Origin of the sequence: Aeromonas sp. FDAARGOS 1417 (genome assembly GCF_019046985.1) — a bacterium.
Taxonomy (GTDB): domain Bacteria; phylum Pseudomonadota; class Gammaproteobacteria; order Enterobacterales; family Aeromonadaceae; genus Aeromonas; species Aeromonas veronii.
Window position 1 is genome coordinate 364,284 of the sequence record NZ_CP077221.1, and the last position, 25,567, is coordinate 389,850.

Annotated in this window: 20 protein-coding genes and 2 pseudogenes; 11 read left to right on the forward strand and 11 right to left on the reverse strand. The window is 59.0% G+C overall.

The window, feature by feature from the left end; translation table 11 throughout:
• The first annotated feature begins 117 nt into the window (after positions 1–117).
• From I6L47_RS01590 to I6L47_RS01605, 4 genes and pseudogenes are all read left to right on the forward strand, one after another.
• On the forward strand, positions 118–924 hold the full coding sequence (locus tag I6L47_RS01590) for a crotonase/enoyl-CoA hydratase family protein (RefSeq protein ID WP_216948487.1): 807 nt from the start codon (positions 118–120) through the stop codon (positions 922–924).
• Positions 925–942: 18 nt separating this feature from the next.
• A pseudogene (locus tag I6L47_RS01595) lies at positions 943–1,470 on the forward strand (phage portal protein); the annotation flags it as partial.
• Positions 1,471–1,528: 58 nt separating this feature from the next.
• A complete protein-coding gene (locus tag I6L47_RS01600) occupies positions 1,529–1,780 on the forward strand; it encodes an ogr/Delta-like zinc finger family protein (RefSeq protein WP_048207742.1) in 252 nt (83 codons plus the stop codon).
• Positions 1,781–2,548: 768 nt separating this feature from the next.
• Positions 2,549–3,724 carry a hypothetical protein gene (locus tag I6L47_RS01605; protein WP_216948488.1) on the forward strand — a complete coding sequence of 392 codons (1,176 nt, stop codon included), beginning with the start codon at positions 2,549–2,551 and terminating at the stop codon, positions 3,722–3,724.
• Between the two features lie 309 nt (positions 3,725–4,033).
• On the opposite strand, the pseudogene I6L47_RS01610 reads toward I6L47_RS01605, so the two are convergent.
• Together I6L47_RS01610 and I6L47_RS01615 are read right to left on the reverse strand one after the other, a co-directional pair.
• Positions 4,034–5,290 (reverse strand): annotated as a pseudogene (locus I6L47_RS01610) (replication endonuclease); the annotation flags it as partial.
• Between the two features lie 288 nt (positions 5,291–5,578).
• The gene (locus I6L47_RS01615) at positions 5,579–7,078 is read right to left on the reverse strand and encodes a sodium:alanine symporter family protein (RefSeq protein ID WP_005360093.1); all 1,500 of its coding nucleotides are present in this window, start codon (positions 7,076–7,078) and stop codon (positions 5,579–5,581) included.
• A 348-nt stretch (positions 7,079–7,426) separates the two neighbouring features.
• Here I6L47_RS01615 and I6L47_RS01620 point away from each other — a divergent pair, with 348 nt between their 5' ends.
• Together I6L47_RS01620 and I6L47_RS01625 are read left to right on the forward strand one after the other, a co-directional pair.
• Positions 7,427–7,654, forward strand: coding sequence for a hypothetical protein (locus I6L47_RS01620; protein WP_216948489.1), 228 nt, complete (start codon positions 7,427–7,429; stop codon positions 7,652–7,654).
• Positions 7,655–7,730: 76 nt separating this feature from the next.
• Positions 7,731–8,495, forward strand: coding sequence for a zinc-dependent peptidase (locus I6L47_RS01625; protein WP_254204847.1), 765 nt, complete (start codon positions 7,731–7,733; stop codon positions 8,493–8,495).
• A gap of 81 nt (positions 8,496–8,576) precedes the next feature.
• Here the strand turns inward: I6L47_RS01625 and I6L47_RS01630 are convergent, their stop codons facing one another.
• From I6L47_RS01630 to I6L47_RS01670, 9 genes are all read right to left on the reverse strand, one after another.
• Positions 8,577–9,173: a GPR1/FUN34/YaaH family transporter gene (locus I6L47_RS01630; RefSeq protein ID WP_005336948.1), complete on the reverse strand. Its 597-nt coding sequence runs from the start codon at positions 9,171–9,173 to the stop codon at positions 8,577–8,579.
• Between the two features lie 224 nt (positions 9,174–9,397).
• A complete protein-coding gene (locus tag I6L47_RS01635) occupies positions 9,398–12,400 on the reverse strand; it encodes a DUF748 domain-containing protein (protein ID WP_216948491.1) in 3,003 nt (1,000 codons plus the stop codon).
• A gap of 52 nt (positions 12,401–12,452) precedes the next feature.
• Positions 12,453–13,214: an ABC transporter substrate-binding protein gene (locus tag I6L47_RS01640; protein ID WP_216948492.1), complete on the reverse strand. Its 762-nt coding sequence runs from the start codon at positions 13,212–13,214 to the stop codon at positions 12,453–12,455.
• Positions 13,215–13,250: 36 nt separating this feature from the next.
• A complete protein-coding gene (locus I6L47_RS01645; protein ID WP_005336945.1) occupies positions 13,251–13,661 on the reverse strand; it encodes a MerR family DNA-binding transcriptional regulator in 411 nt (136 codons plus the stop codon).
• Between the two features lie 2 nt (positions 13,662–13,663).
• The gene (locus tag I6L47_RS01650; protein WP_216948493.1) at positions 13,664–14,632 is read right to left on the reverse strand and encodes a hydroxymethylglutaryl-CoA lyase; all 969 of its coding nucleotides are present in this window, start codon (positions 14,630–14,632) and stop codon (positions 13,664–13,666) included.
• Positions 14,629–16,599 carry a biotin carboxylase N-terminal domain-containing protein gene (locus I6L47_RS01655; RefSeq protein ID WP_216948494.1) on the reverse strand — a complete coding sequence of 657 codons (1,971 nt, stop codon included), beginning with the start codon at positions 16,597–16,599 and terminating at the stop codon, positions 14,629–14,631. The genes I6L47_RS01650 and I6L47_RS01655 overlap by 4 nt, the downstream gene beginning before the upstream one ends.
• Positions 16,596–17,450 carry an enoyl-CoA hydratase-related protein gene (locus tag I6L47_RS01660; protein ID WP_216948495.1) on the reverse strand — a complete coding sequence of 285 codons (855 nt, stop codon included), beginning with the start codon at positions 17,448–17,450 and terminating at the stop codon, positions 16,596–16,598. The genes I6L47_RS01655 and I6L47_RS01660 overlap by 4 nt, the downstream gene beginning before the upstream one ends.
• An 11-nt stretch (positions 17,451–17,461) precedes the next feature.
• Entirely contained in the window at positions 17,462–19,063 is a 1,602-nt protein-coding gene (locus tag I6L47_RS01665; RefSeq protein WP_216948496.1) for a carboxyl transferase domain-containing protein, read from the reverse strand.
• Positions 19,060–20,202 carry an isovaleryl-CoA dehydrogenase gene (locus I6L47_RS01670; protein ID WP_216948497.1) on the reverse strand — a complete coding sequence of 381 codons (1,143 nt, stop codon included), beginning with the start codon at positions 20,200–20,202 and terminating at the stop codon, positions 19,060–19,062. Before I6L47_RS01670 ends, I6L47_RS01665 begins: the two co-directional genes overlap by 4 nt.
• 305 nt (positions 20,203–20,507) lie before the next feature.
• Between I6L47_RS01670 and I6L47_RS01675 the strand changes: the two genes are divergently transcribed.
• The 5 genes from I6L47_RS01675 (at position 20,508) to I6L47_RS01695 (ending at position 25,505) form a co-directional block, all read left to right on the forward strand.
• On the forward strand, positions 20,508–21,665 hold the full coding sequence (locus tag I6L47_RS01675) for an acyl-CoA dehydrogenase family protein (protein WP_216948498.1): 1,158 nt from the start codon (positions 20,508–20,510) through the stop codon (positions 21,663–21,665).
• A gap of 140 nt (positions 21,666–21,805) precedes the next feature.
• Positions 21,806–22,588, forward strand: coding sequence for an enoyl-CoA hydratase (locus I6L47_RS01680; protein ID WP_005345131.1), 783 nt, complete (start codon positions 21,806–21,808; stop codon positions 22,586–22,588).
• A gap of 18 nt (positions 22,589–22,606) precedes the next feature.
• A complete protein-coding gene (locus I6L47_RS01685; RefSeq protein ID WP_216948499.1) occupies positions 22,607–23,719 on the forward strand; it encodes an enoyl-CoA hydratase/isomerase family protein in 1,113 nt (370 codons plus the stop codon).
• A 51-nt stretch (positions 23,720–23,770) separates the two neighbouring features.
• On the forward strand, positions 23,771–24,673 hold the full coding sequence (mmsB, locus tag I6L47_RS01690; RefSeq protein ID WP_216948500.1) for a 3-hydroxyisobutyrate dehydrogenase: 903 nt from the start codon (positions 23,771–23,773) through the stop codon (positions 24,671–24,673).
• 52 nt (positions 24,674–24,725) lie between these two features.
• A complete protein-coding gene (locus I6L47_RS01695; RefSeq protein WP_216948501.1) occupies positions 24,726–25,505 on the forward strand; it encodes an SDR family oxidoreductase in 780 nt (259 codons plus the stop codon).
• Positions 25,506–25,567 lie beyond the last annotated feature (62 nt).

A 25,567-nucleotide genomic window follows, 5' to 3' on the forward strand; every position in this document is an offset into this window, starting at 1 on the left:
AGGGAGGGGGAGGCGACCAGCCGACTTTAGTCTCAGCTGTACCGCCTGTTCACACTCTGATAACGTAGTGGTATGACCAGTGAGTCAGTTTCAGGGATCAAGGAGAGGACAAGGGAGATGGAAAAACCAAGGATCAAGTGCGAGATCCACGACGGGATTGCCGAAGTGATGCTGACGCGGGGGGACAAACTCAATGCGCTGGACAGAGCCATGTTCAGCGCCATCGACGAGACGCTGACGCAGCTCGCCCGGCACAAGGGGCTGCGGGCGGTGATCCTGCACGGCGAGGGGCGGGCCTTCTGCGCCGGGCTGGATGTGAAATCCATGCTGAGACAGCCGGTGGCGGCGCTCGATATTCTCAAGCGTGAAGCAGACGAAGCGACCAATCTAGCCCAGCGGGTCGCCTATGGCTGGCATCAGCTGCCGGTGCCGGTGATTGCGGTGACCCAGGGAGTCTGTTTTGGCGGTGGTCTGCAGATTGCGCTCGGCGCCGATTTTCGCTTCAGCACCCCCGATTGCCGCTTCTCGGTGATGGAGATCAAGTGGGGCATCATCCCCGATATGAGCGGCAGCGTCACCATGCGCAATCTGATGGGAGTGGATACCGCCATGGAGCTGGCCATGAGCGGGCGCGAACTGGATGCCGTCGAGGCCAAATCTCTCGGGATGGTGAGCCGGGTCTGCGCCGATCCGCTGGTGGAGGCGCGGGAGTTTGCCCGCACCCTGATCACCAAGTCGCCCGATGCGCTGGCGGGGATCAAGCAGCTCTACAGCCAGGCCTGGGCCCGCAGTGACGAGGCGATGCTCAAAGAGGAGACCCGGCTACAAAAGCAGATCCTGGGGCGACCCAATCAGTGGCGGGCCACCCTTAACAGCCTGTTTCGTTGGCGGCTGTCCTTCGGGCCGCGCCGCAATCCGCTCTGACTGCGAGCGGCACGAGCGATCTACGGTCTGCCCGACTACTTGGGTGGCCTGCAGTCGGCTTTGCTTAACCAGGATGCCACCCTGTTTCGGCGCAAATACTTCCTCAACGGCGCCCACATGGGCTTCATCTTCTACGCCACCGACCCGAATATGGGCGACGACACCGAGGAGGAGATGAAGGAGATGATTGCGAGCAGCAAGGGGGTGGGGAACTTCCGCTCCATGTTCGTCAACATCCCGGACGGCAAGCCCGATGGTATCAAGTTGATCCCGGTGGGGGATATCGCCACCAAGGACGAGTTTGCGGCTATCAAGGGGATCACCGCCCAGGATGTATTGACCAGCCATCGCTTCCCGGCGGCGCTGGCCGGTATCATCCCGACCAATGGCGGGGGCGGGCTCGGGGATCCCGAGAAGTACGATGCCACCTATGCCCGCAACGAGGTGCTGCCGCTCTGCGAGCTGGTTCAGGATGCCATCAACAGCGCGGGACTCCCTCGCTCCCTTTGGGCCGATTTTCGGGAGAATATCAGTTCGACTGTATAAACAAACAGTGTTTGCTGTGGCAAGATAGGCTGTTGATTTGGATAGAAAAGGGGGCGTAATGCGGGTTTATTGCAAAGTGTGTGGCCAGCGGGGCCGCATTACCAAGACCAACCGACTGAGCGATGATGTCTCGGATCTCTACTGCCAGTGCACTGACGCAGAATGCGGCCACAGCTGGGTGGCCACCCTGTCGTTCGCTCACACCCTAAGCCCCTCGGCCAAGACCACCAACCAGCTGGTACTGAGCTTGATGGGATCGCTAACGCCAGAGGGGCGGCAGCTGGTGCTGCAAGGATTGAATGGATCGTAACAAGATGGATTTAAGTGCCGCAGACGCATGACATCATTCATCGAATATCTATTAGTTGTCAGGACTGACAGGGCAAGCAACATAAGCGAGTATTGTTACAAGGACCTTATGTGCCGCGAAATATCGTAAATAAGTCCCCACCACCTATGTATGAAGTTTTGTTTTTCCTAGCGTTCAAGCCCGCTTAGGTGGGCTCCCCCCATGGCTGTCTGTTGCGAGCGTCCAGTGCTCACCAGAGGTTCATAGTGGTAGGGTTGGCCAGCCCAGCCCTTCATCACCTAGCGCGCAGTCAAGGCCCAGTTTCGCCAGCCCGCTTTATGTGTGGAAAATCACGCTGGTGAATTATGGAGGGCAGGGAACGGTTCCCACGTTAAGAACTGGCCACACACTTGGACCCTGATCCTGTTTGTTATCCCTCACTTTCTGTCAGAGCCTTTATTGTTTAATAAGATATCTCTGTTTGGGTTGCAAAGTCATTCTTGTTCAGTGTTATATCGTTGTTGTATATCTTAATAAAAGTAACTTCGAACAAAATTTTTCTGGTGAGGGTGGTTGTCATTTGGTACCATTTGGAGTAGTTTTAATTAAATATTATGCGAGATGGTTAAGTTAGGAGACTATATTCTATTTATAAGTTCAATTAATTATGAAATATAAGGAAAGGTGTATTATATACATCATCATTTTTATGAATGCGCTAAAGATAGTCAGGTTTTATTTTGAGACCATTGATTATTCTTCTCATTTTTATTAAAAAAGGGTGGCGGAGTGAAAATACAACAACTCTATGAGCAGATTTATAGAGAACTACTCAAGGTATACCCAGAAAAACCTTGGCTAAAAATAATGTCAAAAATGTCAGCAGACAAAAATATCGCAATCAATAAATATGGCGAGAGAATTATAGCCTATGGATTATATCTATGGGAAAGTAAACGCTTTCATAGGTGCGATCAATATGAAAAAAATGCAATTGCGGAAGCGTTTTTTTATAGTGCAAAATTCTTGGAATTATATGTAAAAATGTCCGCTAGTGAACAGGGTATATTAAAGCCGAGATTTGGTTCTGCCATTAAAGAGTCAGAGGACATGAGGGCGTTAATATTCGAAGTTTTCACAAATCACTATCTAGTCAAACTCGGATACTCAGTTGAAAACATGGATATGAGCGGTTCTGGTGATACATATGATTATTTGGTAAGAAAAAATGGCCATGAGGTTCAAGTAGAATGCAAGTCATTTTCTTATGATAAAGGACTAAATATTAGTGCTGACGAAGCGCAGAAGTTAAGCGCTCTTATTTTGGAGCGAGGATTAAATCCCAAGCAACCAACTAAAAATGCAGTCACATTTGTTACCGTTGGACTTTTAGTCGAATTTCCAGAAGAAAAATGTGAACAAGATCTGTTGTTGGATGAAATATTTCATTGTCTAGAGGATAAATGTTTTTGTTCAGACAAAATCACATTGTACACTGAGACTTTTGAACATGTGGAAAACATTGATGAAAATGAGTGCTGGGAAAAACTGAAAAATAATGGTGATGAGATTGAATTGGCCTTTTCTATTTCAGAGCCCGTAGGTGAAAATAGTAGGGTGGCATTGAGCATTACTGCTAATTTAAAAAAATCTTTACTTCGCGAGTTTGAGAATAAATGTAAGGATGTTACAAAGAGACAATTTAAAGTTGATAGGCCGGGGGTGATTTTTGTTCATATTTCACATATAGATACATATAGAGCGTTAAAATCCAGCACACAATTTGAAAATAAAATAAAAAATATTTTTTCTCAGTCACACATATATGGTTTACTTTTGGTGTCTAATATCGGCGCTCTAACGCAGAAGGACTATCCTTTTTTTTACATAGCACCATGTTTAAAATTCTATAAAAATGAGGCTAGTACATTTAATAACATTGCGCTCTCATTTAAAAATGGATAATTGTGGCACTATAGGACAAATCCCTCAACTAAAAAGATATAGATAACTATATATTATTCGTTAGTTATTCCTAAGGTTATGGGGGAATTCAATAACGTTCAATATAATAGCGAGGGCCTATGGGCCTATGGGCCTATGGGCCTATGGGCCTATGGGCGGATGCGGTGGCACAGGCCACCGTATTCTGTTTGTCCTGTAGCATCCCCACCCATTGGTTGGTCGAGTTGGCTGGCCAGCGTTGCTGGAGAATGCAGGTCACCCGATTATCTAAGCGGCGATACTCTTCTCGGCTTACGGTCTGTTTGCTGTTCATGTCCACTCCTCGCTGTAGTCGTTCTGTCCTTGTAGCCATTCCTGAGTATCCAATCCCTCCAGCACCCGCCACATCTCCGACTGATATGGCTCCGGCAGCATCTCGATCCAGCGGTGTGCCCCGGCGTGGCCTTGTGCTTGGTAGACCTCTCTGCACAGCTCAACCAGCATCGGCCAGTCCGGATCCCCTTCCGGTACAGCATACTCATCCGGCTGGCCCTGTTCGGCTGGCTGTAGTTCCTCCAGCTGCAAATCCGGCTCACTTGGGAGTGCGCAGCCTGACTGCAGCTGGCCGTTTTCAAGCCAGAGGGTGTAACCATCTATCCTTACGCTGGCCCCAGCCCGCAAACGGTCTATAGAGAAGGGTGACAACCCCCATTGTTCCCTCATGATCTGGTCTGTGAAGGCATCAGGATCCGGCCGCGTACAGTTATTGTCAGAGCTCCAAGGTGCCGGGCTGTCGCCCGTCTTAACCCCAATCCCCCTCGCTGCAGCCTCGGCGGCTTTCCTGGCTTCATGGGTGCCGGCAGGCACAATTTCCCACCCTTGCAGTCGGGTCTTGATGCCAAGGCGAGCGGAGGTAATGCCCATCAGGCGCTTGATGTCTTCGCCATAGCTGTTGGCCTGCTCCTCGATAAGGTGGGCCAGTTTGATGGGATGTTCGGCGCGGGTCGCCAGTGCGCCACCCATGGCGTGCAGGTAGCAGCGAAAGATGCCGTTATCTGCGGCAAAGCGGGCTGCCTCAAAGCGCGGGTCTTGCAGCACGGGCTTGGGTGGGCCAACCAGATCGGCATGCTTCTTGGCGTTGCTGATGCGGCGCAGCTCGCGCCATACCCCGACCGGCGCGCCGCCGATCTGCTGGAAGGTGCGAATGCCCCACCAACTGGCCCAGGCCACTGCATGCAGGGCGCCCTCATCGGCAGCGGTGCCGGCCTCTTCGTCATCGTCCAGGTAGGCGCCGTCGATGTTCTTGGCAATGTATTTGGCGATATAGCCCGCGGCATCCCCCTTGGCCGGGTCTATCTCCTTCCAGTCAAAGCGGGGTGTAAAGTCGGTAAAGGGTGGGGCGCCCTTGATATCCCGTACCAGCTCGTCGTGGTCATCGGTCAGGGCATAGCGTTGCAGGATGCCGATCACCCGGTTGCGATCTTCCGGGCGCATAAATAGCAGCAGGTGCCAGTGCGGGGTGCCGTCGTGGTGAGCCTCGCAAACGCGAAATCCATAAACGGGGGCGTTCCACCGTTTGAGGGCGGCCACTTGATATTTCATCAGACGATGACCTATGCCCACTTTGCACCGGATTATCTGAATGATGCGGTCCGCTTTAACCCGCTGGAAAACCATCTTAAACCAGCTTGTTCTCCCCTGGGAATGGGCAGAAAAAAGTGTCCACATTTTGCCAATTTTGGTGTCTTTTCACGTCCCAAAGTGTCCCCTTTTGTGGCACTTAACTCCTTGATTTAAATCTGACTAGTTGAAATTAAAGAAATAAAAATGGCAGCCGAGGCTGCCATTTTTATTGATGTCTTATGTCGTTCTGGTTCAGGAGGTCTTGCGATCCTGATCCGGTTCGAACTGATGGCCTGATTTCTCCCGCTCCAGGTTCTCTTCGGAGCGTTTGCCCACCCAGTAATCGGCGTTCTTGATGCCGAGCTTCTCCGGGTGGAATACGGGGTCAATCCCTTGTGCCTGCTGCGCTTCATAATCCTTCAGACAGGTGAAGGCGGTCTTTTGCAGCAGCAGAATGGCGATGATGTTGAGCCAGGCCATCAGGCCAACCCCGATATCACCCATGCCCCACGCCAGATCTGCAGTCTTGACGGTGCCGTAGACAGTGGCAGCCATCAGCGCAATCTTCAGCAAGAAGGTGAGCCAGGGGCGATTTATCTTGCGGTTGATGTAGGCGATGTTGGTTTCGGCGATGTAGTAGTAGGCAACGATGGTGGTGAACGCGAAGAAGAACAGCGCGATGGCCACGAAAATGCTGCCAAAGCCCGGCATCATGCTCTCCATGGCGGTCTGCACATAGCCCGGGCCTGCTGCGATACCGGCAATACCCGTGTAGATGGCGGCGCCGTCCGGCCCTTGTACGTTATAGAGGCCGGTGATCAGCAGCATAAAGCCGGTGGCAGAGCAGACGAACAGGGTGTCGATATAGACGGAGAACGCCTGCACCAGACCCTGCTTGGCCGGGTGGCTCACTGCCGCAGCAGAGGAGGCGTGCGGCCCGGTACCCTGACCGGCTTCGTTGGAGTAGACCCCGCGTTTTACCCCCCACATGATGGCCAGACCAAGAATGGCACCGAAACCGGCATCCAGACCGAAGGCGCTCTTCCAGATCAGCAGGATCACGCCCGGCAACTGGCCGATATTGAGGGCGATGATGACGCAAGCCACGATGATGTAGCCCAGCGCCATAAAGGGCACCACGGTACTGGCGAAGCTGGCGATACGCTTGACGCCGCCGAAGATAATAAAGCCGAGCAGCAGCGCCAGACCGGCGGCGGTGACGTTCGGATCGATATTAAAGGCGGTCTGCAGGCTAGAGCCGATGGAGTTGGCCTGCACGCCCGGCAGCAGCACGCCGCAGGCGAAGACGGTAGCGATGGCAAAGGTCCAGGCGTACCACTTCATGCCAAGCCCTTTCTCGATGTAGAAGGCCGGGCCGCCGCGGTATTCACCGTTGATCTTCTCTTTGTAAACCTGACCCAGGGTGGACTCCACGAAGGCGGAGCTGGCGCCGAGGAAGGCGACCATCCACATCCAGAACAGGGCGCCCGGGCCACCGAAGGTGATGGCGGTGGCCACACCGGCGATGTTACCGGTACCCACGCGACCGGCCAGGGTCATGGCCAGCGCCTGGAAGGAGGAGACACCGGCATCGGTGCTCTTGCCATCAAACATCAGGCGCACCATCTCTTTGATATGACGCAGTTGCAAAAAACGGGTGCGCAGGGAGAAGTAAAGACCGACCCCCAGACACAGGTAGATGAGCGCAGGGCTCCAGATTACACCATTGATGGCATTGACGATTTCATTCATGTACAACAACTCCTTTGTTGTGTTTGTGGCGCTGTCTTGGCGAGATCTTGGCCTCGCTCTCTGTCACTGTTTTCGGCCCTGTTTGTTAACAATCCAGTTAACAAATGAGCGCGAGGTTGAGGGGTTAAGCAGAGCGCAAACACGCGCCATGCATGGCTTGTAACATATCGAGTTGTATCGGTGCTTCCCAGCGAAAAATGTTGTCTTGTTGCAAATTTGTGAATTGACAAGGGTGGGGGGATAATGGCAGGCAGCGTTTTCTATGAGTAAAGATGAGATCCTCCTTGTTGATCTGCGCCAGACAATGTGACGGGCGTAACACAATGGAAAGCAAACATGAGGCCAACAATGAAAATTGACCCTGACACTTTGACGATCCGTCCCCCTGAGGCCGACGACGGGAGCGCCATCGCCCACCTGTTCACCCAATTGGGGTATCCTGCCGAAGCGATGGCGCGGGCCGCAGGTTGCACCCAGCTGGAGCTATCCAGCAGTCTCAAGCGCGAGGCGGCCCACCGTTTCTATCTGGCGCAGGATTATCAGGAGCGGCCGAAACGGTTCGTCAAACTGCTGTAACCTGTTTTTTGCATCAAAAGAAGGAGTAAGCGTGCTGGGATGGTTCAAATGGCTGGGTGGTCGCCCGCAAACGCCCATGAGTGAGGATGAGTTGGCGCTGTGGCGTCAGGCGCTGGCAGCAGTGCCCATCTTGCAAGGGCTCAGCGATGCCGAGCAGACGACGCTTATCGGCTTGGGGCAACAGCTGCTCAAGCGCAAGACCCTGACCCTGATCGGGGTCGAGCTCAGCCGCCGTCAACAGGCGGTGCTGGCGTTGCAGGCGGCGTTGCCCATTCTTCATCTCGGTATCGACTGGTATCGCGGTTTTCACGAAATCATCATCATTCCCGAGCCCGTCACCCGGCGCCAGGAAGTACAGGATGAGTTCGGGCTGGTGAGCGAGTTTGAAGAGGAGAACGCCGGCGAATCCTGGCCGCAAGGGCCGCTGGTGCTGGCCTGGAGCGAGCTGCAGCAAGATGGCGACTGGGACGGCTTTAATCTGGTGATCCACGAGCTGGCCCACAAGCTCGATATGCTGGGCGGTGAGGCGGACGGTGCGCCGCCGTTGCCGGGGCAGATGAGCAGCCAGCTGTGGCAACAGGCCTTTCAGAGCGCCTTCGATACGCTCTGCCAGCAGCTCGACCGGGACGAAGTGACCGATATCGATCCCTATGCTGCAGAACATCCCGCCGAATTTTTTGCCGTCAGCTGCGAGTGCTTCTTTACCGATCCGCTCCGGCTGCAGCAGGTCTATCCCGACGTATACCGGCAAATGAGCCAGTTCTTTAGCCAGGATCCAGCACTGCGTTTCCCCGTGACCCGCTTGCTGGCGGGGGAGGCGGACGCCGGGTCACTTACCTGATAACCGATCGGTTGAATGGTTATTCGAAATAGCAAAAAGGCACCCGAGGGTGCCTTTTTCACAATCTGAGTGGCTTGCCTATCAGGCAGCGGCTTTCAGCTGTACTGCGGCGGCTTTCTTGTGATCGCCGATCGGCATTACGGTGCGGCCGAACTGCTCGTTGATCACGGTGGCCATGGCCAGGTAGATGGCGCTGGCGCCACAGATGATGCCTTCGAAACCGGCGATGGTGCCGATCAGGGTGCTGCCGGTGAAGTCACGGGCGGCCAGCAGGAAGAACAGCACGGTCAGGGAGGCGAACACGAACTGCTTGGCGCGCGGGTAGTTGATGGTGCCAACCAGCATGAACAGGGTGAACATGCCCCACATCAGCAGATACCAGCCCATGTAGGCGTGCGGAGTGGCTTCGGCCAGACCCATGGTCGGCATGATCAGCAGGAACACCAGGCTCAGCCAGAACAGGCCGTAGGAGGTGAACGCGGTCACACCGAAGGTGTTGCCACGCTTGTACTCCATGATGCCAGCGATGATCTGGGCGATGCCGCCGTAGCACAGGCCCATGGCCAGGATCATGGCGCTGATGGGGAAGAAACCTGCGTTATGGATGTTCAGCAGGATGGTGGTCATACCGAAACCCATCAGACCCAGAGGGGCAGGGTTGGCCAATTTTTCGCTCACGTGGCGTTCTCCAAAAATAGAGGTGGGGGTTAACAAAAGACGCGCGATTTTAGGCAGGCTGTGGCGCGCCCGCAAGGGGGCAAGGGGGATAAATCGTAAAAAAACTACGTGATTATTTGCATCAGTGGCCAAATGCTCACCAAGACAGGCTGTTTGGTGAGCAAAAGGTGTCAAAATAGTTGAGGGGTTGTATTTTTCTTACGCTTTTGCGCAGTGCGGCGGCCTTACTGATCCAGTGTCAGGATCACTTTGGCTTCCTTGTCCTCTTCCTTGACCTGGCTGTCGAGCACGAACAGCCGCTCCGGGGCGATCCCCTGGCTGTCGACCAGAAACTCCTTGGTATTTTGCGCCCGGCGCATGGCGAGATTGCGCAGGGATTTGGCAGTGATGAGCTGCTGATCCCGCAGCAGGATCACCGCCTGGGCCCGCAGTGCCGCGCTCTCTTCATCCAGATGGAGGCGATCGGCCAGATCTTCCAGATCTTCGCCAAAGCGCTCTTCATAGGCCTGGGCCAGCGCCTCTTGCAGGGCGGGGTCCTGTTCCAGCAGGTCGAGATCCGCCTGATTGCCGGTGAGCTTGGCCAGTACCCGTTCCAGCTTTTGCCGTTGCAGGATGGGGCGCTCCTCGTTGAAGTTGACCTTGCCGCGAATGTTCATGCTGAGCTTGGGTCTATCCTTGAGGGCCTGCGCCAGCTTGACCAGTTTCTCCTGCTGGGTGGGGGTGAGATCGGGATCCCCCGGCAGGAAGGGGAGCTCGTCGAGATCTTCGGTGCCATCGGCCAGCGAGGCGAGCAGGGAGAAGGGGGAGGTGATCGCCTTGCTCAGGGTGTTGCCCAGCACATCCCAGAAGATATTGCCGATGCTGAAGTCTGGTTGATCGAGATCGCCCTTCACCTTGAGGTTCATCTGTATCACCCCGTTGGCATCGCTCAGCAGGGCGATGGCCAGCCCCAGCGGCAGATCTTTGGCCTGATCGCTCTTGATCTTCTCGCCCAGTTGCAGCTTCTTGATGGTGATGTCGTTATCCCCCTCCAGCCGGTTGCCCTCCAGCTTGTAGTGCAGCTTCATGGAGAGCTGCCCCTTGTCGATGGCATAACCGGCATAGGTGCCCGAATAGGGGGTGAAGGTGGTGAGCTCCAGATTGTGGAAGGCCACCGCGATGTCGAGGATCGGGTTGGCCACCAGCAGGTTGGTGCCGCCGCGAATGGTCACCGGCGCATAGCGATCCACCTTGCCGTTGAAGGCGAGATCGGAGCGTTGCCCCGGAATATTGCTGATATGGCGACTTTGGCCGCCCAGCGAGGCGATATCGGCCACGAAATCCTGACTCAGGCTGCGATCGGCAAAGCGCAGGTTGCCCTGCTCGGTGCGCAGCTGATCGATGGTGAAACGAAAATCGGGAGCCTTGCTGCCGGTCGCCGCTTGAGTACTTTTGGTTGCCGCCGGTTGTGGCAACAGCAGCTGTTGCAGGTTGGTGGTGCCATCTTCGTTGATCTCGATGCGGGCGAAGGGCTTGTTCAGGGCAATGTCCTTGATCCGCATCTGCTGGCTGATGCCGTCGTACGTCAGACCGGTGAGAGCCAGGGTGTTGAACTCCAGCAGCCGCTGATTGTCTGCCCGATCGACCACCTTGAGCCCGTTGACATCGAGCCCCCCCTGCAGGGTCAGCTTGCTCAGGTCTCCCTGGGCGGTGGTGGCGAGATCAAGGCGGGTCTTGCTGCTCAGCAGCCCGTTTTGCACCTTGATACGCACCAGATCGGCCAGATAGGGCTGTGCCAGCGTGAGGGGCAGCCCCTGCTGGTTGATGTCGCCGCTTAAGGTGAAAGGAGTCAGGGTCAGTTGGCCATCAAAGGCGAGGGGGCTGCTCTGGTTGAAATGGGTGGCCAGAGTCAGTTTGCTCGGTTGCTCCCCCTTGCTGCCCAGTGGCCCCAGCGCCAGCTTGAGGCCGGAGAGCTGGCGTGCCTGCGGTTTGCCGCTGCTCGATTCGGTGAGGGTGAGATCGCCCTTGTCGATAAGGATCTGCTTGATCTGCCACTGCCAGGGTTTGTCTGGCACCTGTTTCTTGCCGTTACCGGCTGTCTTTGCTTGTTGTGCCGATTTGGGCGCCGCATTGCTGGCCACCTCGTTTGCGGCGTTGGCTTCTTTGACGGGCTTGGCGGGGGCCTGTTCAATCAGCAAGTCAGCCAGATCCAGTTCCTGCTGTGGGTTGAGGGTGGCCTTGAGCAGGGGCTGTTGCAGGGTCACCTTGCCGATCTGGAGCGACTGTTTCTGGCTATCGACCGCCAGATCGCTAAGGGCCAACTGGCCGAAGCGGGCAAATTCGTCGCCCTTGTGTTTTTTAAGCTGCCAGTTGTCCAGCGTCAGCTTGCCTTTGGACAATTGCCACAGCACTCCTTGCTTGCCCTCTTTAAGCTGGTACTCCACCTCTGCATTGGCGTGGCCCTTGGCCAGATCCAGCTTGAGATAGGGTGCCCAGAGCGGGGCGAAGGGTTTCAGGTCGACCTGTTTGAGGCTCGCTTTGCCCTGACCCATGCCGCTCATCACATCGAGTTTGCCGTGGGCAGCGAGGCTGCTTTTGCCGTTGATGGCGGCGTTCAGCTGATAGGCGGTCGGGTGATTTGCCTCGGTGCGCAGGTTATCGAGCTTGAGGGTCATTTTCTCCAGATTGAGAGGCGGCAACCAGCCGGGTTCGCTCTCCTTGCGCTGATCCTGATAGCGCACATGCCCGTCAGTGACATTGACGCTGGCAATATCGACCAGCAGCGGGGCGCTGGCTGTTTCGGGCTCGGGGGAGGGGGCTGGGGCGAGCAGGGTGGCCAGCGCATCGGTCAGGTTGAGTCGAACATCTCCTTTTTTATCTGTCAGCCGTTGCAGCAGCACCACGGGTTTGGTCAGGGTGACGGTGGAAAGCACGACCCCTCTCTGCTGCCAGCTGGCTTGCAGGTTTGGGGTGATAAAGAGCTGCTCAAAACCGATGATGGGCTGCTGCTTGGCATCGAGCAGGGCAGTCGCGCCGAGGGTGAGAGAAGGGTTGCGCAGCCCTACGTCAATCTCTCCCAGCGTCAGTTGCAGGCCATAGTGCTCAGCCAGCCAGCCGGGCAGATAGCGCTGGACCAGACGGGGGGTTTGCCACAGCAGCAGGGTCATCAGGATAAGAAACAGCAGGAAAGCGTAGGCAAGGTAGCGCAGCAAGCGGAGCTTGGGGGACGCGGGCTCGGTGGTGTTCATTTGGTGCACTCCCATTTGGTTCCCGCCATGGTACAGAAAAGCTGGATAGTAATCATGGGGTTGCGTGCTGTTGTACGCCGTACTTTGTCCAAAGGCGATCCAGTTCACCCTGTTGTTGCAGCGCTGCCAGCCACTGTTCCAGCTGGGCAGGGGTAATGGGGGCCTCAGGGTGAAGGATGGCGCGGTGTTGATACTGTTGATCCCATTTTTGCGAGATCAGCAGCTGGTCGGCTGTGTCGGGATTGGCCTGCAGATACTGGTTAAGGTAGGAAACGTTGAGAATGGCTACCTCGCCGCGCCCTTTGAGTAGCGCTTGCAGGGCGCTGACGTTGTCTTTGACCAGGGTGATATTGAGCTTGCGCTGCAGGTAGAGGGGATCGGCATTGAACTGGCCGACGCCGTAGTGATAGCCGGTCACCCCGATGAGGTGATGGCTGGCAGGATCGTCAAAAAAACGCTGATCCCGGCCCGCTTTGTTCAGGGCCACATAGACCTCGCCACCACCGAGGAAGGGTGCTGTCATCTTGAATTTATCGGTGTCCCAGCCCCACTTGGTGTCTTCAAACAACATCAGCGAGAAACGGCCCAGATCGAGCGCCTTGTAACGGTTGGCGGCCGAGGTGGGGACAAAGACGAAGGTCACCTCTTTCTGTACGGCATTGAGCTGGTCGATAAGCTCCAGGGTCAGTCCTTCATAGCGGGAATCGGGGAGTTTGACCACGAAGGGGGCATAGGGGTATCCACCAACCTTGATGAGGGGATGGCTCCAGCCAGAGAGGCTGAACAAGAGCAAAAACCAGCACCAATATCTCATGGGATCCCCAGGGCAAAAGCTTGCTCCCAGATTCGGTTAATCTGCGCCAGTTTTCAAGCTGTTAAGGGAATTAACACAGCGCTGTTCGGCGGCTTCCAGCTCGGCCATCACCATCTGGATATCCTCCAGTTGCTGGCGCAGGGCGCCGCGTTTTGCCTCGATCAGCTGGATCATGGAGTGGAGCTGGGTTTTGCTCGATTTGTCGGTGTCGTACATATCGAACAGCTCGCGGATCTCGGCCAAGCTAAACCCCAGCCGTTTGCCGCGCAGGGTCAATTTGAGCCGGATCTTGTCCCGGTGGCTGTAGATGCGGGTTTGCCCCTCCCGCAGCGGGGTGAGCAGCCCCTCATCCTCGTAGTAGCGGATGGTGCGCGGCGTGACATCGAATTCGTGGGCCAGCTCCGAAATGCTGTAGGTGATCTCCTTGCCGGGCAGGGAACGGGACATGGTCATGACTCCTGTTGCTGGGCGTGTGGCTGGCAGAGGCGGGCACGCAGCCGCTCGGCATTGGCGTGCAGGGCCTGACCGACCCGCGAGCCGTTGGGGCGAGCGAGCTGCTCGCTCACCCACTGGCCGGTGGCCGCCAGTTTGTCGAGATCCACCCCCGTTGTCATGCCAAGGCCGTGCAGCAGGTAGACCACCTCTTCTGACGCCACATTGCCGGAGGCGCCCGGGGCATAGGGGCAGCCGCCAAGGCCCGCTACCGAGCAGTCGATGGTGCGAATGCCGCGCTCCAGCGCGGGTAGCAGGTTGGCCAACCCCTGGCCGTAGGTGTCGTGAAAATGGACCGCGAGTCGCCCCGCCGGGATCTCGTGCAGCACCGCATCCAGCATGGGCGCCACCGTGCCCGGGGTGCCAACGCCTATGGTGTCCCCCAGCGAAATTTCGTGGCAGCCGAGATCCAGCAGTTGCTCGGCCATGGCAGCGACCCGTTTCGGGCGGGTCGGGCCATCGAACGGGCAGGCGATGACGGTGGAGAGGTAGCCGCGCACCTTGATGCCGAGTCGGTGCGCCTCCTGTACCAAGGGGGCGAAGCGCACCAGCGACTCCTCCACGCTGATGCCGATATTGGCGCGGGTAAAACCGTCGGAGCAGGCGGTGAAGAGGCCAATCTCATCGGCGCGGGCGGCAATGGCTGCCTGCAAGCCTTGCAGATTGGGCACCAGAGCGCCGTAACGGGTTGAGCCCTTGCGCGGCAGTGCCTCGAACAGCGCTGCGGAGTCCGCCATCTGCGGCACTTTTTTGGCAGAGACAAAGGCACCCACCTCGATGCGTTGCAGGCCGCTGTCGGTAAGGCGCTGGATCAGCTCCAGCCGCTGTACCAGGGAGAGGGGCGCAGCTTCATTTTGCAGGCCATCTCGCGGCCCCATCTCCACCAGACTGACCCTGTCGTCACGGACGTCCTGTGATCGGTTCATGGGTGTTCCTCCTGTGAAGCAGTCTCTTCGGCAAAGCGCACCAGCACGGTTCCCTGGCTTACCTGTTCGCCCTGTTTGCACTGTAGGGCTTCAATTACCCCGTCCCGCTCTGCACGCAACTGGTGTTCCATCTTCATCGCCTCCAGCACCAGCAGGGGTTGCCCCTTGCTGACTGTTTGCCCCTGCTCGATCAGCACGGCTACCACTATGCCGTGCATCGGGGCGATGGCGCCCTGCGCCTTCTCGTTTGCCTGCTCATGGTGGTGGCTGTGCTGCCGATCATCGGCCGCGAAGCGGATGCGCTGGCCCCCCAGGGTCATGAGGAAGGTTGCCTCCGGGCCTGCGACCGTCTGAATGGGGATCTGTTGCCAGCAGCCACCCTGCTGCAGCCAGATATTATCGCCACCTCTCTGGTAGCAATGAGTCTCCCCTTGCCACTCAAACTGGCCGCCATGATCGTTAAGGGTCAATACCCGGTGCTCATCACCGATGCGCACCGCCGCTGTCCAGCAGCGATCCGGCCCTAGCCGAAATCCGCAGGCTTGTTGCCAGGGGGAGGTGCCCGCAGGGCGGCTCGCCAGCCAGAGGGCGGCCAGCGGCCAAGCGAGATCAGGAATGGGCCGTGCTGTGGTGGGAATGGGCCACTGGGTATGGTGGCCCATGGCCAGGACGTCAGGCTCTTCACACAGGCGCAGCAAGAGCGCGCCGTTGTGCACCAGCGGGCCGAGATCCAGCGCAGCCAGCGCATCGGCAAGTTTGGCGAACGCCTCGGTGCGGCTCTGGCCGTGGGCGATCAGCTTGGCGATCATGGGATCGTAATAGGGGCTGACCTCATCGCCAGCGGTGACGCCAGTGTCGATGCGCACGCCAACGGGCCAGTGGAGCCAGTGGATAGGCCCGCTGGCAGGCAAAAAACCGGCCGCCACATCCTCGGCGTAGAGGCGCGCCTCCACCGCATGGCCGCGCAGCACCACTTCCTCCTGAGTGAGTGGCAGTGACTTGCCCTCGGCCACGGCCAGCTGCCAGGCCACCAGATCCTGCCCGGTCACCGCTTCGGTGACCGGATGCTCTACCTGCAGCCGGGTGTTCATCTCCATAAAGAAGAACTCATCCTTGCAGAGCAGGAACTCGATGGTGCCAGCCCCCTGATAGTGGATGGCCTTGGCTGCGGCCACGGCTGCCTCCCCCATGGCGCGGCGCAGAGCCGGAGGGATGTCGGGGGCGGGCGCCTCTTCGATCACCTTCTGATGGCGTCGCTGCAAGGAGCAGTCCCTGTCCCCAAGATAGATGGCGTTGCCGAGGCTATCGGCAAAGACCTGTACTTCCACATGGCGAGCTTGGGGCAGATAGCGCTCCAGCAGCACCAGATCGTTACCAAAGGCGGCCTTGGCTTCCCGTTTGACTGCCGACAGCGACTCGTCAAAGTCGGCCAGCTGATCGACCCGGCGCATCCCCTTGCCACCGCCGCCACTGGCCGCCTTGATAAGTAGCGGGAAGCCAATCTGGCTCGCCTGATCGCGCAAGAAGTCCGGTCGTTGATCCGTGCCGTGATAGCCGGGCAGCACAGGAACACCGGCTGCCTGCATCAGCGCCTTGGCGCCCGATTTGTCGCCCATGGCGAGAATGGCGGCGCCGCTTGGGCCGACAAAGCGCAGGCCGCGCTGTTCGCAGGCGGTGGCAAAATCGCTGTTTTCCGACAGAAAGCCGTAACCGGGATGGATGGCATCGGCGCGCGCCTCTTTGGCAATCTTCAGCACCTTGCCGGTGTCGAGATAGCTCTCTCTGGCCGGTGCGGGCCCCAGATGCCAGGCCTCATCGGCCAGACGGGTGTGCATGGCATGGGCGTCGGCATCGGAGTAGAGGGCGATGGTGTGAATGCCGAGGCGTTTCGCCGTTTTGATGATGCGCACGGCGATTTCGCCGCGATTGGCAATCAGCAGACGTTTAATCGGGGTGTGATAGTTCATGTCTCATCCTTGAAACGGGGACGCCAAGCGGGAGGGCGTTTGTCAAAGAAGGCCTGCATCCCCTCCTGTGCTTCGAGCCCCACCCGAACCCGGGCGATGGTCTCGACGGTTTTCTCTTCGTGCAGGCGGGAAGGATGGGCCTCTATCGCCGCCAGCAGTCGTTTGGTCTCTTTCATCGCCTCCGGCCCGTTGCGGCACAGACGAAGGGCCTGCGCCCGTCCCTCCGCTAGCAGTTGATCCGGCTTGCAGAGTTGATGTGCCACATTGAGCCGACAGGCGGTGATGGCATCGAACGGCTCGGCAGTGAGCATGTAGCGGCGCGCCTGACGCATTCCCATGGCACGTACCACGTAGGGGCTGATCACCGCAGGCACTAGCCCGAGGCTTACCTCTGAGAGGCAGAAGCGGGCATCGTCGCTGGCCAGCACCAGATCGCAGGCACAGATGAGCCCCAGCGCCCCGCCATAGGCGGCCCCTTGTACCAGTGCCACCGTGGGGAAGGGGAGCTCGTCGAGGGTCTGCATCAGCCGCGCCAGTACCCGGGCATCTTCGCGATTGTGCTCAAAATCGGCGTGGGCCAGATTGCGCATCCAGTTGAGATCGGCACCCGCGCAAAAGTGTTTGCCCTCTGCCCGCAGCAGCAGGGCGTGGGGGCGTTCGGCAAGATCATGACCATGGAGATGGGCCAGATCATCGAGGCAGTCGAGCAGCCCCAGCATCAGGTCGGCATCAAAGGCGTTGTGGCGGGCCGGGCGCGACAGCACCAGCTCGGCCAGCGGGCCGTGCCGCTCCAGCCGAAACGGGGTCTGTGTTGAAGAGCCAAGTGCTGAGGAAGTAAGTGGATCTGACATGGGTTTGCTCCTTACATCCGGAAGATGCCGTACTGCTCGGGGTCAATGCGGGCACCCTGACAGGCGGCGAGCGCCAGCGCTAGCACGGTGCGGCTCTGGGCCGGATCGATAACACCGTCATCCCAGAGGCGGGCGCTGGCGTAGTAGGGGTGACCCTGGCGCTCATACTGCTCGATCACCGGGGCACGGATGGCGGCCGCCTCCTGCTCGCTCAAATCCTTGTCCTCGGCAGTCAGCTTGTCGCGACGCACCTGCACCAGCACTCCGGCAGCTTGTTCGCCACCCATGACAGAGATACGGCTGTTGGGCCAGCTAAAGAGAAAATCGGGCTCATAAGCGCGGCCACACATGCCGTAGTTGCCAGCGCCAAAGCTGCCGCCGACGATCAGGGTGATCTTGGGCACCCGGCTGCAGGCCACTGCTGTGACCAGCTTGGCGCCGTGCTTGGCGATCCCCTCTTTTTCTGCGCTACTCCCCACCATAAAGCCGGTGATGTTCTGCAAAAAGAGCAGCGGGATGGCACGCCGGTTACAGAGTTGGATAAAGTGGGCCCCCTTCTGGGCACTGTCGCTGTGCAGCACGCCGTTGTTGGCGAGGATACCCACTTCCATGCCGCAAATACGGGCAAAGCCGGTCACCAGTGTGGTGCCGAACAGCGCCTTGAACTCGTCAAAGTCAGAGCCATCCACCAGTCGGGCAATCAGTTCGCGGGCGTCGTAAGGGCGTTTGAGACTGGTGCCCACCAGACCGTAGAGCTCCTCGATCGGGTAGCAGGGGGGCTCGTAGCCGGGGCTGCTCTCTATCGGCTCGTTACCCAGATGAGTAACCAGCGTGCGGGCGATGGCCAGCGCGTGGGCATCGTCACGGGCCATATGATCAGCAACGCCGGAGTGGGCGCAGTGCACCTCGGCGCCGCCGAGGGCTTCTGCGCTGATCTCCTCGCCGGTGGCGGCCTTGACCAGCGGCGGGCCGGCCAGAAAGATGGTGGCCTGCTCCCTGACCATGATCGATTCATCAGCCATGGCGGGCACGTAGGCGCCGCCTGCGGTACAGAGCCCCATCACCACCGCCAGCTGTGGGATGTTCTGAGCCGACATGCGGGCCTGGTTGTAGAAGATGCGGCCAAAGTGATCCCGGTCGGGGAACACCTCATCCTGCATCGGCAAGAAGGCGCCACCGGAATCCACCAGATAGAGGCAGGGGAGGCGCAGCCGCTCGGCGATGGCCTGGGCGCGCAGGTGTTTTTTCACCGTGAGCGGGTAGTAGGTGCCGCCCTTCACGGTGGCGTCGTTTACCACCAGCATGCAGAGCCTGCCCGAGACCCGGCCGATGCCGGTGATGATACCGGCGGCGGGCACCGGCTCGTCATAGACCTGCCAGCCAGCCAGTGCCGACAGTTCGAGAAACGGGGAGCCCGGGTCCAGCAGCTGATTGATGCGCTCGCGGGGCAGCAGCTTGCCACGGGCCTGATGGCGGGCGTTGTTGGCCGCGCCGCCCCCTAGCGCGATCTCGGCAATGCGGGCGTGGAGATCGTCGACCAGCCCCTGCATGGCGGCCCGATTGGCCGCATATTCCGGGCTCGCCGTGTCGAGGCGGGAGTGGATACGACTCATGCATTTTCTCCCATCAGCTCGCGGCCGATGAGCCAGCGGCGGATCTCCGAGGTGCCGGCGCCGATCTCGTAGAGTTTGGCGTCCCGCAGCAGGCGGCCTGTGGGGTATTCGTTGATGTAACCGTTGCCGCCGAGCAGCTGGATAGCGTCGAGGGCCATCTGGGTGGCGTTTTCGGCGGCAAACAGGATGGCTGCGGCGCAATCTTTACGGCTGGTGCGACCCTGATCGCAGGCGCTCGCCACCGAGTAGACCAGCGCCCGGCTGCTGGCGAGGCGGGTATACATGTCGGCGAGCTTGCCCTGCACCAGCTGGAACTCGCCGATGGCTTGACCAAACTGCTTGCGCTCACGCACATAGGGCAGCACTACATCCATGCAGGCCTGCATGATGCCAAGGGGGCCCGCAGCCAGCACCACCCGCTCGTAATCGAGCCCGCTCATCAGCACCTTGACCCCGCCGTGCAGGGTGCCCAGCAGGTTTTCCTGCGGCACTCGGCAGTTGTCGAACACCAGCTCGCAGGTGCTGGAGCCGCGCATCCCCAGCTTGTCGAGCTTCTGCGCGGTAGAAAAACCGGGAGTGCCGGCTTCAACGATAAAGGCAGAAATTCCTTTGGGGCCTGCACTGGCATCTGTCTTGGCATAGATGACGAAGGTGTCGGCATCCGGGCCGTTGGTGATCCACATCTTGTTGCCGTTCAGCACGAAGTGATCGCCCTCGCGCTCCGCGGTCAGGCGCATGCTGACCACATCGGACCCGGCTCCCGGCTCGCTCATGGCCAGTGCCCCCACATGCTCGCCGCTCACCAGCGGGGGGAGGTAGCGTGCTTTCTGCTCCGGCGTGCCGTGGCGGTGGATCTGGTTGATGCAGAGATTGGAGTGGGCGCCGTAGGAGAGGCCGACCGAAGCGCTGGCGCGGCTTACCTGTTCCATCACCAGCACGTGGGCCTGATAGCCGAGGTTCACCCCGTCATACTCCTCCGCCACCGTGATGCCGTGCAGCCCCAGTTCACCCATCCGGGGCCAGAGATCACGGGGAAAGGCGTTGCTCTGATCGATCTCGCTGGCGCGCGGGGCGATCACTTTCTGGCAGAAGGCCGCAACCTGTTCGGTCAGGGCATTCAGGGTCTCATCCATCTGCATCCATGCTCTCCTTGCGGATATGACAATCGGGTAGGAAGGTGGGTTCGACCGGCTGACTCGGCGTTACGGCTGGCAGTGGTCGGTCCATTTTGTACTTCACTTCTGCCACAAGTTTACGTTAGCGTAAACGTAAATCAATTGTTAATCTGTTGTGTGTCGATAAAGCCGTGGTAGTGAAAGCGTCATCAGCTACCACGACAACAGCGCTATAGTGGCAGATCCGAATGACGCAGCGTGTGGGCGCTGCGTCATAAAGCGCTAACTCAGGAAAATAAGCGCGGGGCAACAAGGGAGAGAACGACAAGATGGATTTTACCCTGACCGATGATCAACAGGCGTATGTGGAGGCGGCCGCCGCCTTTGCCGATGAGGCGCTCAAACCCCATGCCGCTCGCTGGGACAAGGAGCATGAGTTTCCGATCCCGACCATCAAGCAGGCGGCCGGGCTAGGTTTTTGTGGCCTCTATACCCCGGAGCAGTTTGGCGGATTGGGGCTACCTCGCCTCGATGCGAGCCTCATCTTCGAGCGCCTCGCCATGGGGTGTACCTCGACCACGGCGTATTTGACCATCCACAACATGGTGAGCTGGATGCTGGGTAGCTGGTTGCCCACCGAGGTTGCCAAGGAGTGGGTGCCCAAACTGGCCAGCGGCGAGCTGCTGGGCTCCTATTGCCTCACCGAACCGGGGGCAGGCTCAGATGCGGCGGCACTCAAGACCCGGGCGGTGCGCGAGGGTGACAGCTACCTCATCGAGGGGACCAAGGTCTTTATCTCGGCGGCAGGCTGCAGCGATGTGCTGGTGGTGATGGCCCGTACCGGTGGTGAAGGTGCGAAGGGGATCTCTGCCTTTATGGTGCCGGCTAATGCCCCCGGCGTGAGCTATGGCAAGGCAGAAGAGAAGATGGGCTGGAACAGCCAGCCGACCCGTGAGGTTGTCTTTAATGGGGTTCGCATTCCTGCCTGCTATCGGTTGGGCGAAGAAGGGGAAGGGTTCAAGTTCGCCATGCAGGCCCTCGATGGGGGGCGCATCAATATTGCCACCTGTTCGGTGGGCACCGCCCAGCAGGCGCTGGACGATGCGCTGGCTTATGTGCAGCAGCGCCAGCAATTTGGTCACCCGATCAGCGAATTCCAGAGCGTGCAGTTTCGCCTGGCCGATATGGCGACCGAGCTGGCTGCCGCCCGTTTGCTGGTACGTCAGGCCGCCGACAAGCTGGATCGCGGGGCACCGGACAAGAGTGCCTGGTGTGCCATGGCCAAGCGTTTTGCTACCGATGTGGGTTATCGAATCTGTGATGAGGCTCTGCAACTCTTTGGCGGCTATGGTTATATCCGCGAGTATCCGCTCGAGCGCTATCTGCGCGATACCCGGGTACACCGCATTCTGGAGGGCACCAACGAGGTGATGCGACTCATCATCGCGCGCCGCCTGCTGGCCGATCCCGGTTTGTCGCTGGGCTAACCGGTGGTCGCATCAAGGGTGTGTTGCCTGCCACCCGATTTGCACCATGCCATGCCGGTTTCGGCTTTGTGAGCCAGCCACAGGTTGGTGTCATTCAAGCCTGTCATCATGGCGGCAGCTTCATCGACAAGGACAATGTTATGACAAGGATCAGACTCGAATATCATGGCCACGTGGCCTATATCACCCTCGACCATCCCCCTGCCAACACCTGGACCCTTGCCAGCCTGCAGGCCTTTTTGCAGATGATGGTGGAGCTCGACAGTCGTCCCGACGTGGTGGCGCTGGTGATCCGTGGTGCGGGCGACAAATTTTTCTGCGCCGGTGCCGACCTCAATATGTTTGTCGAGGGGAATGTCGAGCTGGCCCGTGAAGTAGCCGAGGCCTTTGGCAAGGCCTTCGAGGCGCTGGCCCGTTTTCACGGCGTCAGTATCGCCGCCATCAATGGTTATGCCATGGGCGGTGGCCTGGAAGTGGCGCTGGCCTGTGATATCCGCATCGCCGAGCAGCAGGCGTTGCTGGGACTGCCGGAAGCCTCGGTGGGCTTGCTTCCCTGTGCCGGTGGCACCCAGCGCCTGACCGAGCTGGTGGGGCCGGGCTGGGCCAAGCGGATGATCCTCTGCGGTGAGAAGGTGAGTGCCTCGCTGGCCTACGAGATGGGGCTGGTGGAGGAGGTGGTGAAAACCGGTCAGGCGTGGGAGGCGGCGCACCAGATGGCCCATCTGGTGGAGCGCCAGAGCCCGAGCGCCCTGCGCGCCTGCAAAACCCTGATCAATCAGGGGCGCAGTGGCCCACGGGATGCCGCCTTGCCCCTTGAGCGAGCGCTGTTTCTCGATCTCTTTAGCGATGCCAATCAGCGTGAAGGGGTGGCCGCCTTCCTGGAGAAACGCTTACCGCGCTGGCAATATGGCCCAACAGAATAAATCCATATGGAGCTGTTTATGAGTGCGCCGGTCAAGGTTAGCTGTTATCCCACCGAAGATGGTCATCAGGTCGGGGTGTTGACCCTCGACAGCCCTGCGTCTCTCAACGCATTGAGCCTGCCGATGATCCAGATCCTGCAACAGACGCTGACCCGTTGGGAGCAGGATCCCGCCATCGTCTGTGTGCTGCTGCAGGGGGCGGGTGAGAAGGCATTTTGTGCCGGTGGCGATATCCGCTCCTTCTATTACCGCAAGCAGGAGGCGAGCGGATCGGAACTGTTCGAATATGCCCGCGACTTTTTCGAGCAGGAGTACCGGCTCGACCACCACATCCACTCTTACCGCAAGCCCCTGATCTGCGTGGCGGACGGTATCTGCATGGGGGGCGGCATTGGCCTGTTTGCCGGTGCCGATTTTCGGGTGGTGACCGAAAAGAGCCTGTTCGCCATGCCGGAGGTGACCATAGGCCTCTACCCCGACGTGGGGGCAAGCTGGTTTTTAAGCAGAATGCCGGGGCGGCTGGGGCTCTGGCTTGGTCTGACTGGCGCCCGCTTCAACGGGAGTGATGCCATCGGTATTGGGCTGGCGGATCACGCCATCGCCAGTGGCGAGCGCAGTGCGCTGTTGTCACGCCTCGCCGTACTCGACTGGGCTGGCAGTGGTGAGCCCCGTGAGCAGATCGACCTGCTGCTCAGGGGATTGCACCGTGAGGTAGCGGCCCGGTTGCCAGCGCCTGTATTGCTGCCCCATCAACAGAGGATCGGTGCCCTGCTGGCGGGGCGCACGCTGCAAGGGGTATTGGCGCGGTTGTTCGAGGCTCAGTTCGATGAACAGGAGACGGTACTCCAGCAGGCGCAGCAGCTCTGCCGCACCGGCAGCCCCATCAGCCGCGCCATTTTGTGGCGTCAATATTGGCAGGCTCGCCGCAACTCACTGGCAGAGGTATTTGCCGAGGAGCTGACCCTCTCGGTCAACTGCGTGCTGAAGGGGGATTTTGTGGAAGGGGTGCGGGCACTGCTGATCGACAAGGATAAAGATCCCCGCTGGCAACAGTTGCCACCGGAGGGGGAGTGGCTGAATGAGTTCTATCGCTGGCCGCAGGGGCGCAATCCGTTGGCCTGCAAGGAATAACATCTTGGCAACCGGCGGAAGCCGCCATCAGCAACGCAAGGAGCAAGCGGGATGACAAGGATAGGGTTTATCGGGCTCGGCAACATGGGGGGCCCCATGGCGGCCAATCTGGCCAGGGCCGGGCACAGGGTGCAGGTGTTTGATCTGGTTGCCCAAAACATTGAGCGCGCTATCGCCGCTGGCTGCATCGCCGCGGGGGATGCCCGTGAGGCGGTGACCGGCTGCGAGGTGGTGATCAGCATGCTACCTGCGGGGGAGCATGTGCGCGACCTTTGGTTGTCTGAGGGGCAGGATCTGCTGGCAGCCCTGCCGGTTGGTGCACTGGTGATCGACTGCTCCACCATAGATGTCGACTCTGCCCGTCAGGTCGGGGAGGCGGCCCGCGCACGCGGTTTGCGCTTTATTGATGCCCCCGTATCGGGCGGTGTCGCCGGTGCGGCCGCCGGGACGCTCACCTTTATCGTTGGCGGCAACGCGGCGGATTTCGAGGCGGCGAAACCTCTGCTCGCCTGCATGGGTCAGAACCTGTTTCACGCCGGGGCGCTGGGTGCCGGGCAGATCGCCAAGATGTGCAACAACATGCTGCTTGCGATCCATATGGCGGGCACTGCCGAGGCGCTGGCCCTCGGGGTGAAGGAGGGGCTGGATCCCGCCGTGCTCTCCACCATCATGGGCAAGAGCTCCGGCAACAACTGGAGTCTGGAGCGCTACAACCCCTGGCCCGGGGTGATGGAGAATGTCCCTGCCGCCCGCAACTATCAGGGGGGCTTTATGACCCGTTTGATGGTGAAAGATTTGGGATTGGCCATGGCGCTGGCCGAGCATGGCCACAGCGCTGTGCCGATGGGGGCGCTAGCCCGCAACCTGTTCAACCTGCATGCCGCTCAGGGGCAGGGGAGCCGCGATTTCTCCAGCATCGTCGAACTCTATCTGGATAAACAGGATCCCGCCTGACGGGCCACCTCTCTTCAAGGCATCTCTCTTCGACCAGCTACAAGGAGCATTGATGGATATCAAAGATAAGGTCATCGTTATTACCGGCGCTGGACGTGGCTTGGGACGGGCCATTGCGCTGGCCCTGGGCGCACAGGGGGCGACGCTGGCACTGCTCGACATCAATCGCGCAGATCTGGAGGCGACCGTAGATCTGGTGCGCAGTCAGAATGGTCAGTGCGATCAAGATAGCCAGTGCGAGCTGTTTGTCTGCAATGTGGCGAGCGAAGCCGAGGTTGAGTTGGTTTTTGCTGGCATCAAGGAGCGTTTTGGCGTGCTGCACGGTCTTATCAACTGCGCCGGCATTTTGCGCGATGGCATGCTGATCAAGGTGAAAGAGGGTGAGCTGGTGGAGAAGATGACGCTGGCCCAGTGGCAGAGCGTGATTGACGTCAACCTCACTGGTACCTTCCTCTGCGGTCGCGAGGGGGCGGCGCTGATGGCGCAAGGGGGGCAGGGGGGCGTCATCATCAACATCTCTTCCATTGCCCGCGCCGGCAATATCGGCCAGAGCAACTATGCCGCCAGCAAGGCGGGAGTTGCCTCGCTGGTGGTGACCTGGGCGCGGGAGTTGGCGCGCCATGGCATTCGGGTTATGGGGATTGCCCCCGGGGTGTTTGCCACCGACATGACGGCGGCGATGAAGCCAGAGGCGATGGCGCGGATGCAGCAGGCCATTCCGGTCGGCACCCTTGGCGAGGCGCAACAGCTGGCCGAGACGGTGAGCTTTATTTTTGCCAACGACTATCTGTCGGGAAGGATGATAGAACTGGATGGCGGTTTGCGTTTATAGGGATTTACATAATGGGCCCCGGTGTTTCCACCGGGGCTTTTTTATGCAGATTATTTATACAG

What these genes read in the sequence shown, in the direction of transcription:
- I6L47_RS01590 (WP_216948487.1), top strand. Translation starts at nt 118, where the DNA reads ATGGAAAAACCAAGGATCAAGTGCGAGATCCACGACGGGATTGCCGAA.
- I6L47_RS01600 (WP_048207742.1), top strand. Translation starts at nt 1,529, where the DNA reads ATGCGGGTTTATTGCAAAGTGTGTGGCCAGCGGGGCCGCATTACCAAG.
- I6L47_RS01615 (WP_005360093.1), bottom strand. Translation starts at nt 7,078, where the DNA reads ATGAATGAAATCGTCAATGCCATCAATGGTGTAATCTGGAGCCCTGCG.
- I6L47_RS01620 (WP_216948489.1), top strand. Translation starts at nt 7,427, where the DNA reads ATGAAAATTGACCCTGACACTTTGACGATCCGTCCCCCTGAGGCCGAC.
- I6L47_RS01625 (WP_254204847.1), top strand. Translation starts at nt 7,731, where the DNA reads ATGAGTGAGGATGAGTTGGCGCTGTGGCGTCAGGCGCTGGCAGCAGTG.
- I6L47_RS01635 (WP_216948491.1), bottom strand. Translation starts at nt 12,400, where the DNA reads ATGAACACCACCGAGCCCGCGTCCCCCAAGCTCCGCTTGCTGCGCTAC.
- I6L47_RS01640 (WP_216948492.1), bottom strand. Translation starts at nt 13,214, where the DNA reads ATGAGATATTGGTGCTGGTTTTTGCTCTTGTTCAGCCTCTCTGGCTGG.
- I6L47_RS01645 (WP_005336945.1), bottom strand. Translation starts at nt 13,661, where the DNA reads ATGTCCCGTTCCCTGCCCGGCAAGGAGATCACCTACAGCATTTCGGAG.
- I6L47_RS01650 (WP_216948493.1), bottom strand. Translation starts at nt 14,632, where the DNA reads ATGAACCGATCACAGGACGTCCGTGACGACAGGGTCAGTCTGGTGGAG.
- I6L47_RS01655 (WP_216948494.1), bottom strand. Translation starts at nt 16,599, where the DNA reads ATGAACTATCACACCCCGATTAAACGTCTGCTGATTGCCAATCGCGGC.
- I6L47_RS01660 (WP_216948495.1), bottom strand. Translation starts at nt 17,450, where the DNA reads ATGTCAGATCCACTTACTTCCTCAGCACTTGGCTCTTCAACACAGACC.
- I6L47_RS01665 (WP_216948496.1), bottom strand. Translation starts at nt 19,063, where the DNA reads ATGAGTCGTATCCACTCCCGCCTCGACACGGCGAGCCCGGAATATGCG.
- I6L47_RS01670 (WP_216948497.1), bottom strand. Translation starts at nt 20,202, where the DNA reads ATGCAGATGGATGAGACCCTGAATGCCCTGACCGAACAGGTTGCGGCC.
- I6L47_RS01675 (WP_216948498.1), top strand. Translation starts at nt 20,508, where the DNA reads ATGGATTTTACCCTGACCGATGATCAACAGGCGTATGTGGAGGCGGCC.
- I6L47_RS01680 (WP_005345131.1), top strand. Translation starts at nt 21,806, where the DNA reads ATGACAAGGATCAGACTCGAATATCATGGCCACGTGGCCTATATCACC.
- I6L47_RS01685 (WP_216948499.1), top strand. Translation starts at nt 22,607, where the DNA reads ATGAGTGCGCCGGTCAAGGTTAGCTGTTATCCCACCGAAGATGGTCAT.
- mmsB (WP_216948500.1), top strand. Translation starts at nt 23,771, where the DNA reads ATGACAAGGATAGGGTTTATCGGGCTCGGCAACATGGGGGGCCCCATG.
- I6L47_RS01695 (WP_216948501.1), top strand. Translation starts at nt 24,726, where the DNA reads ATGGATATCAAAGATAAGGTCATCGTTATTACCGGCGCTGGACGTGGC.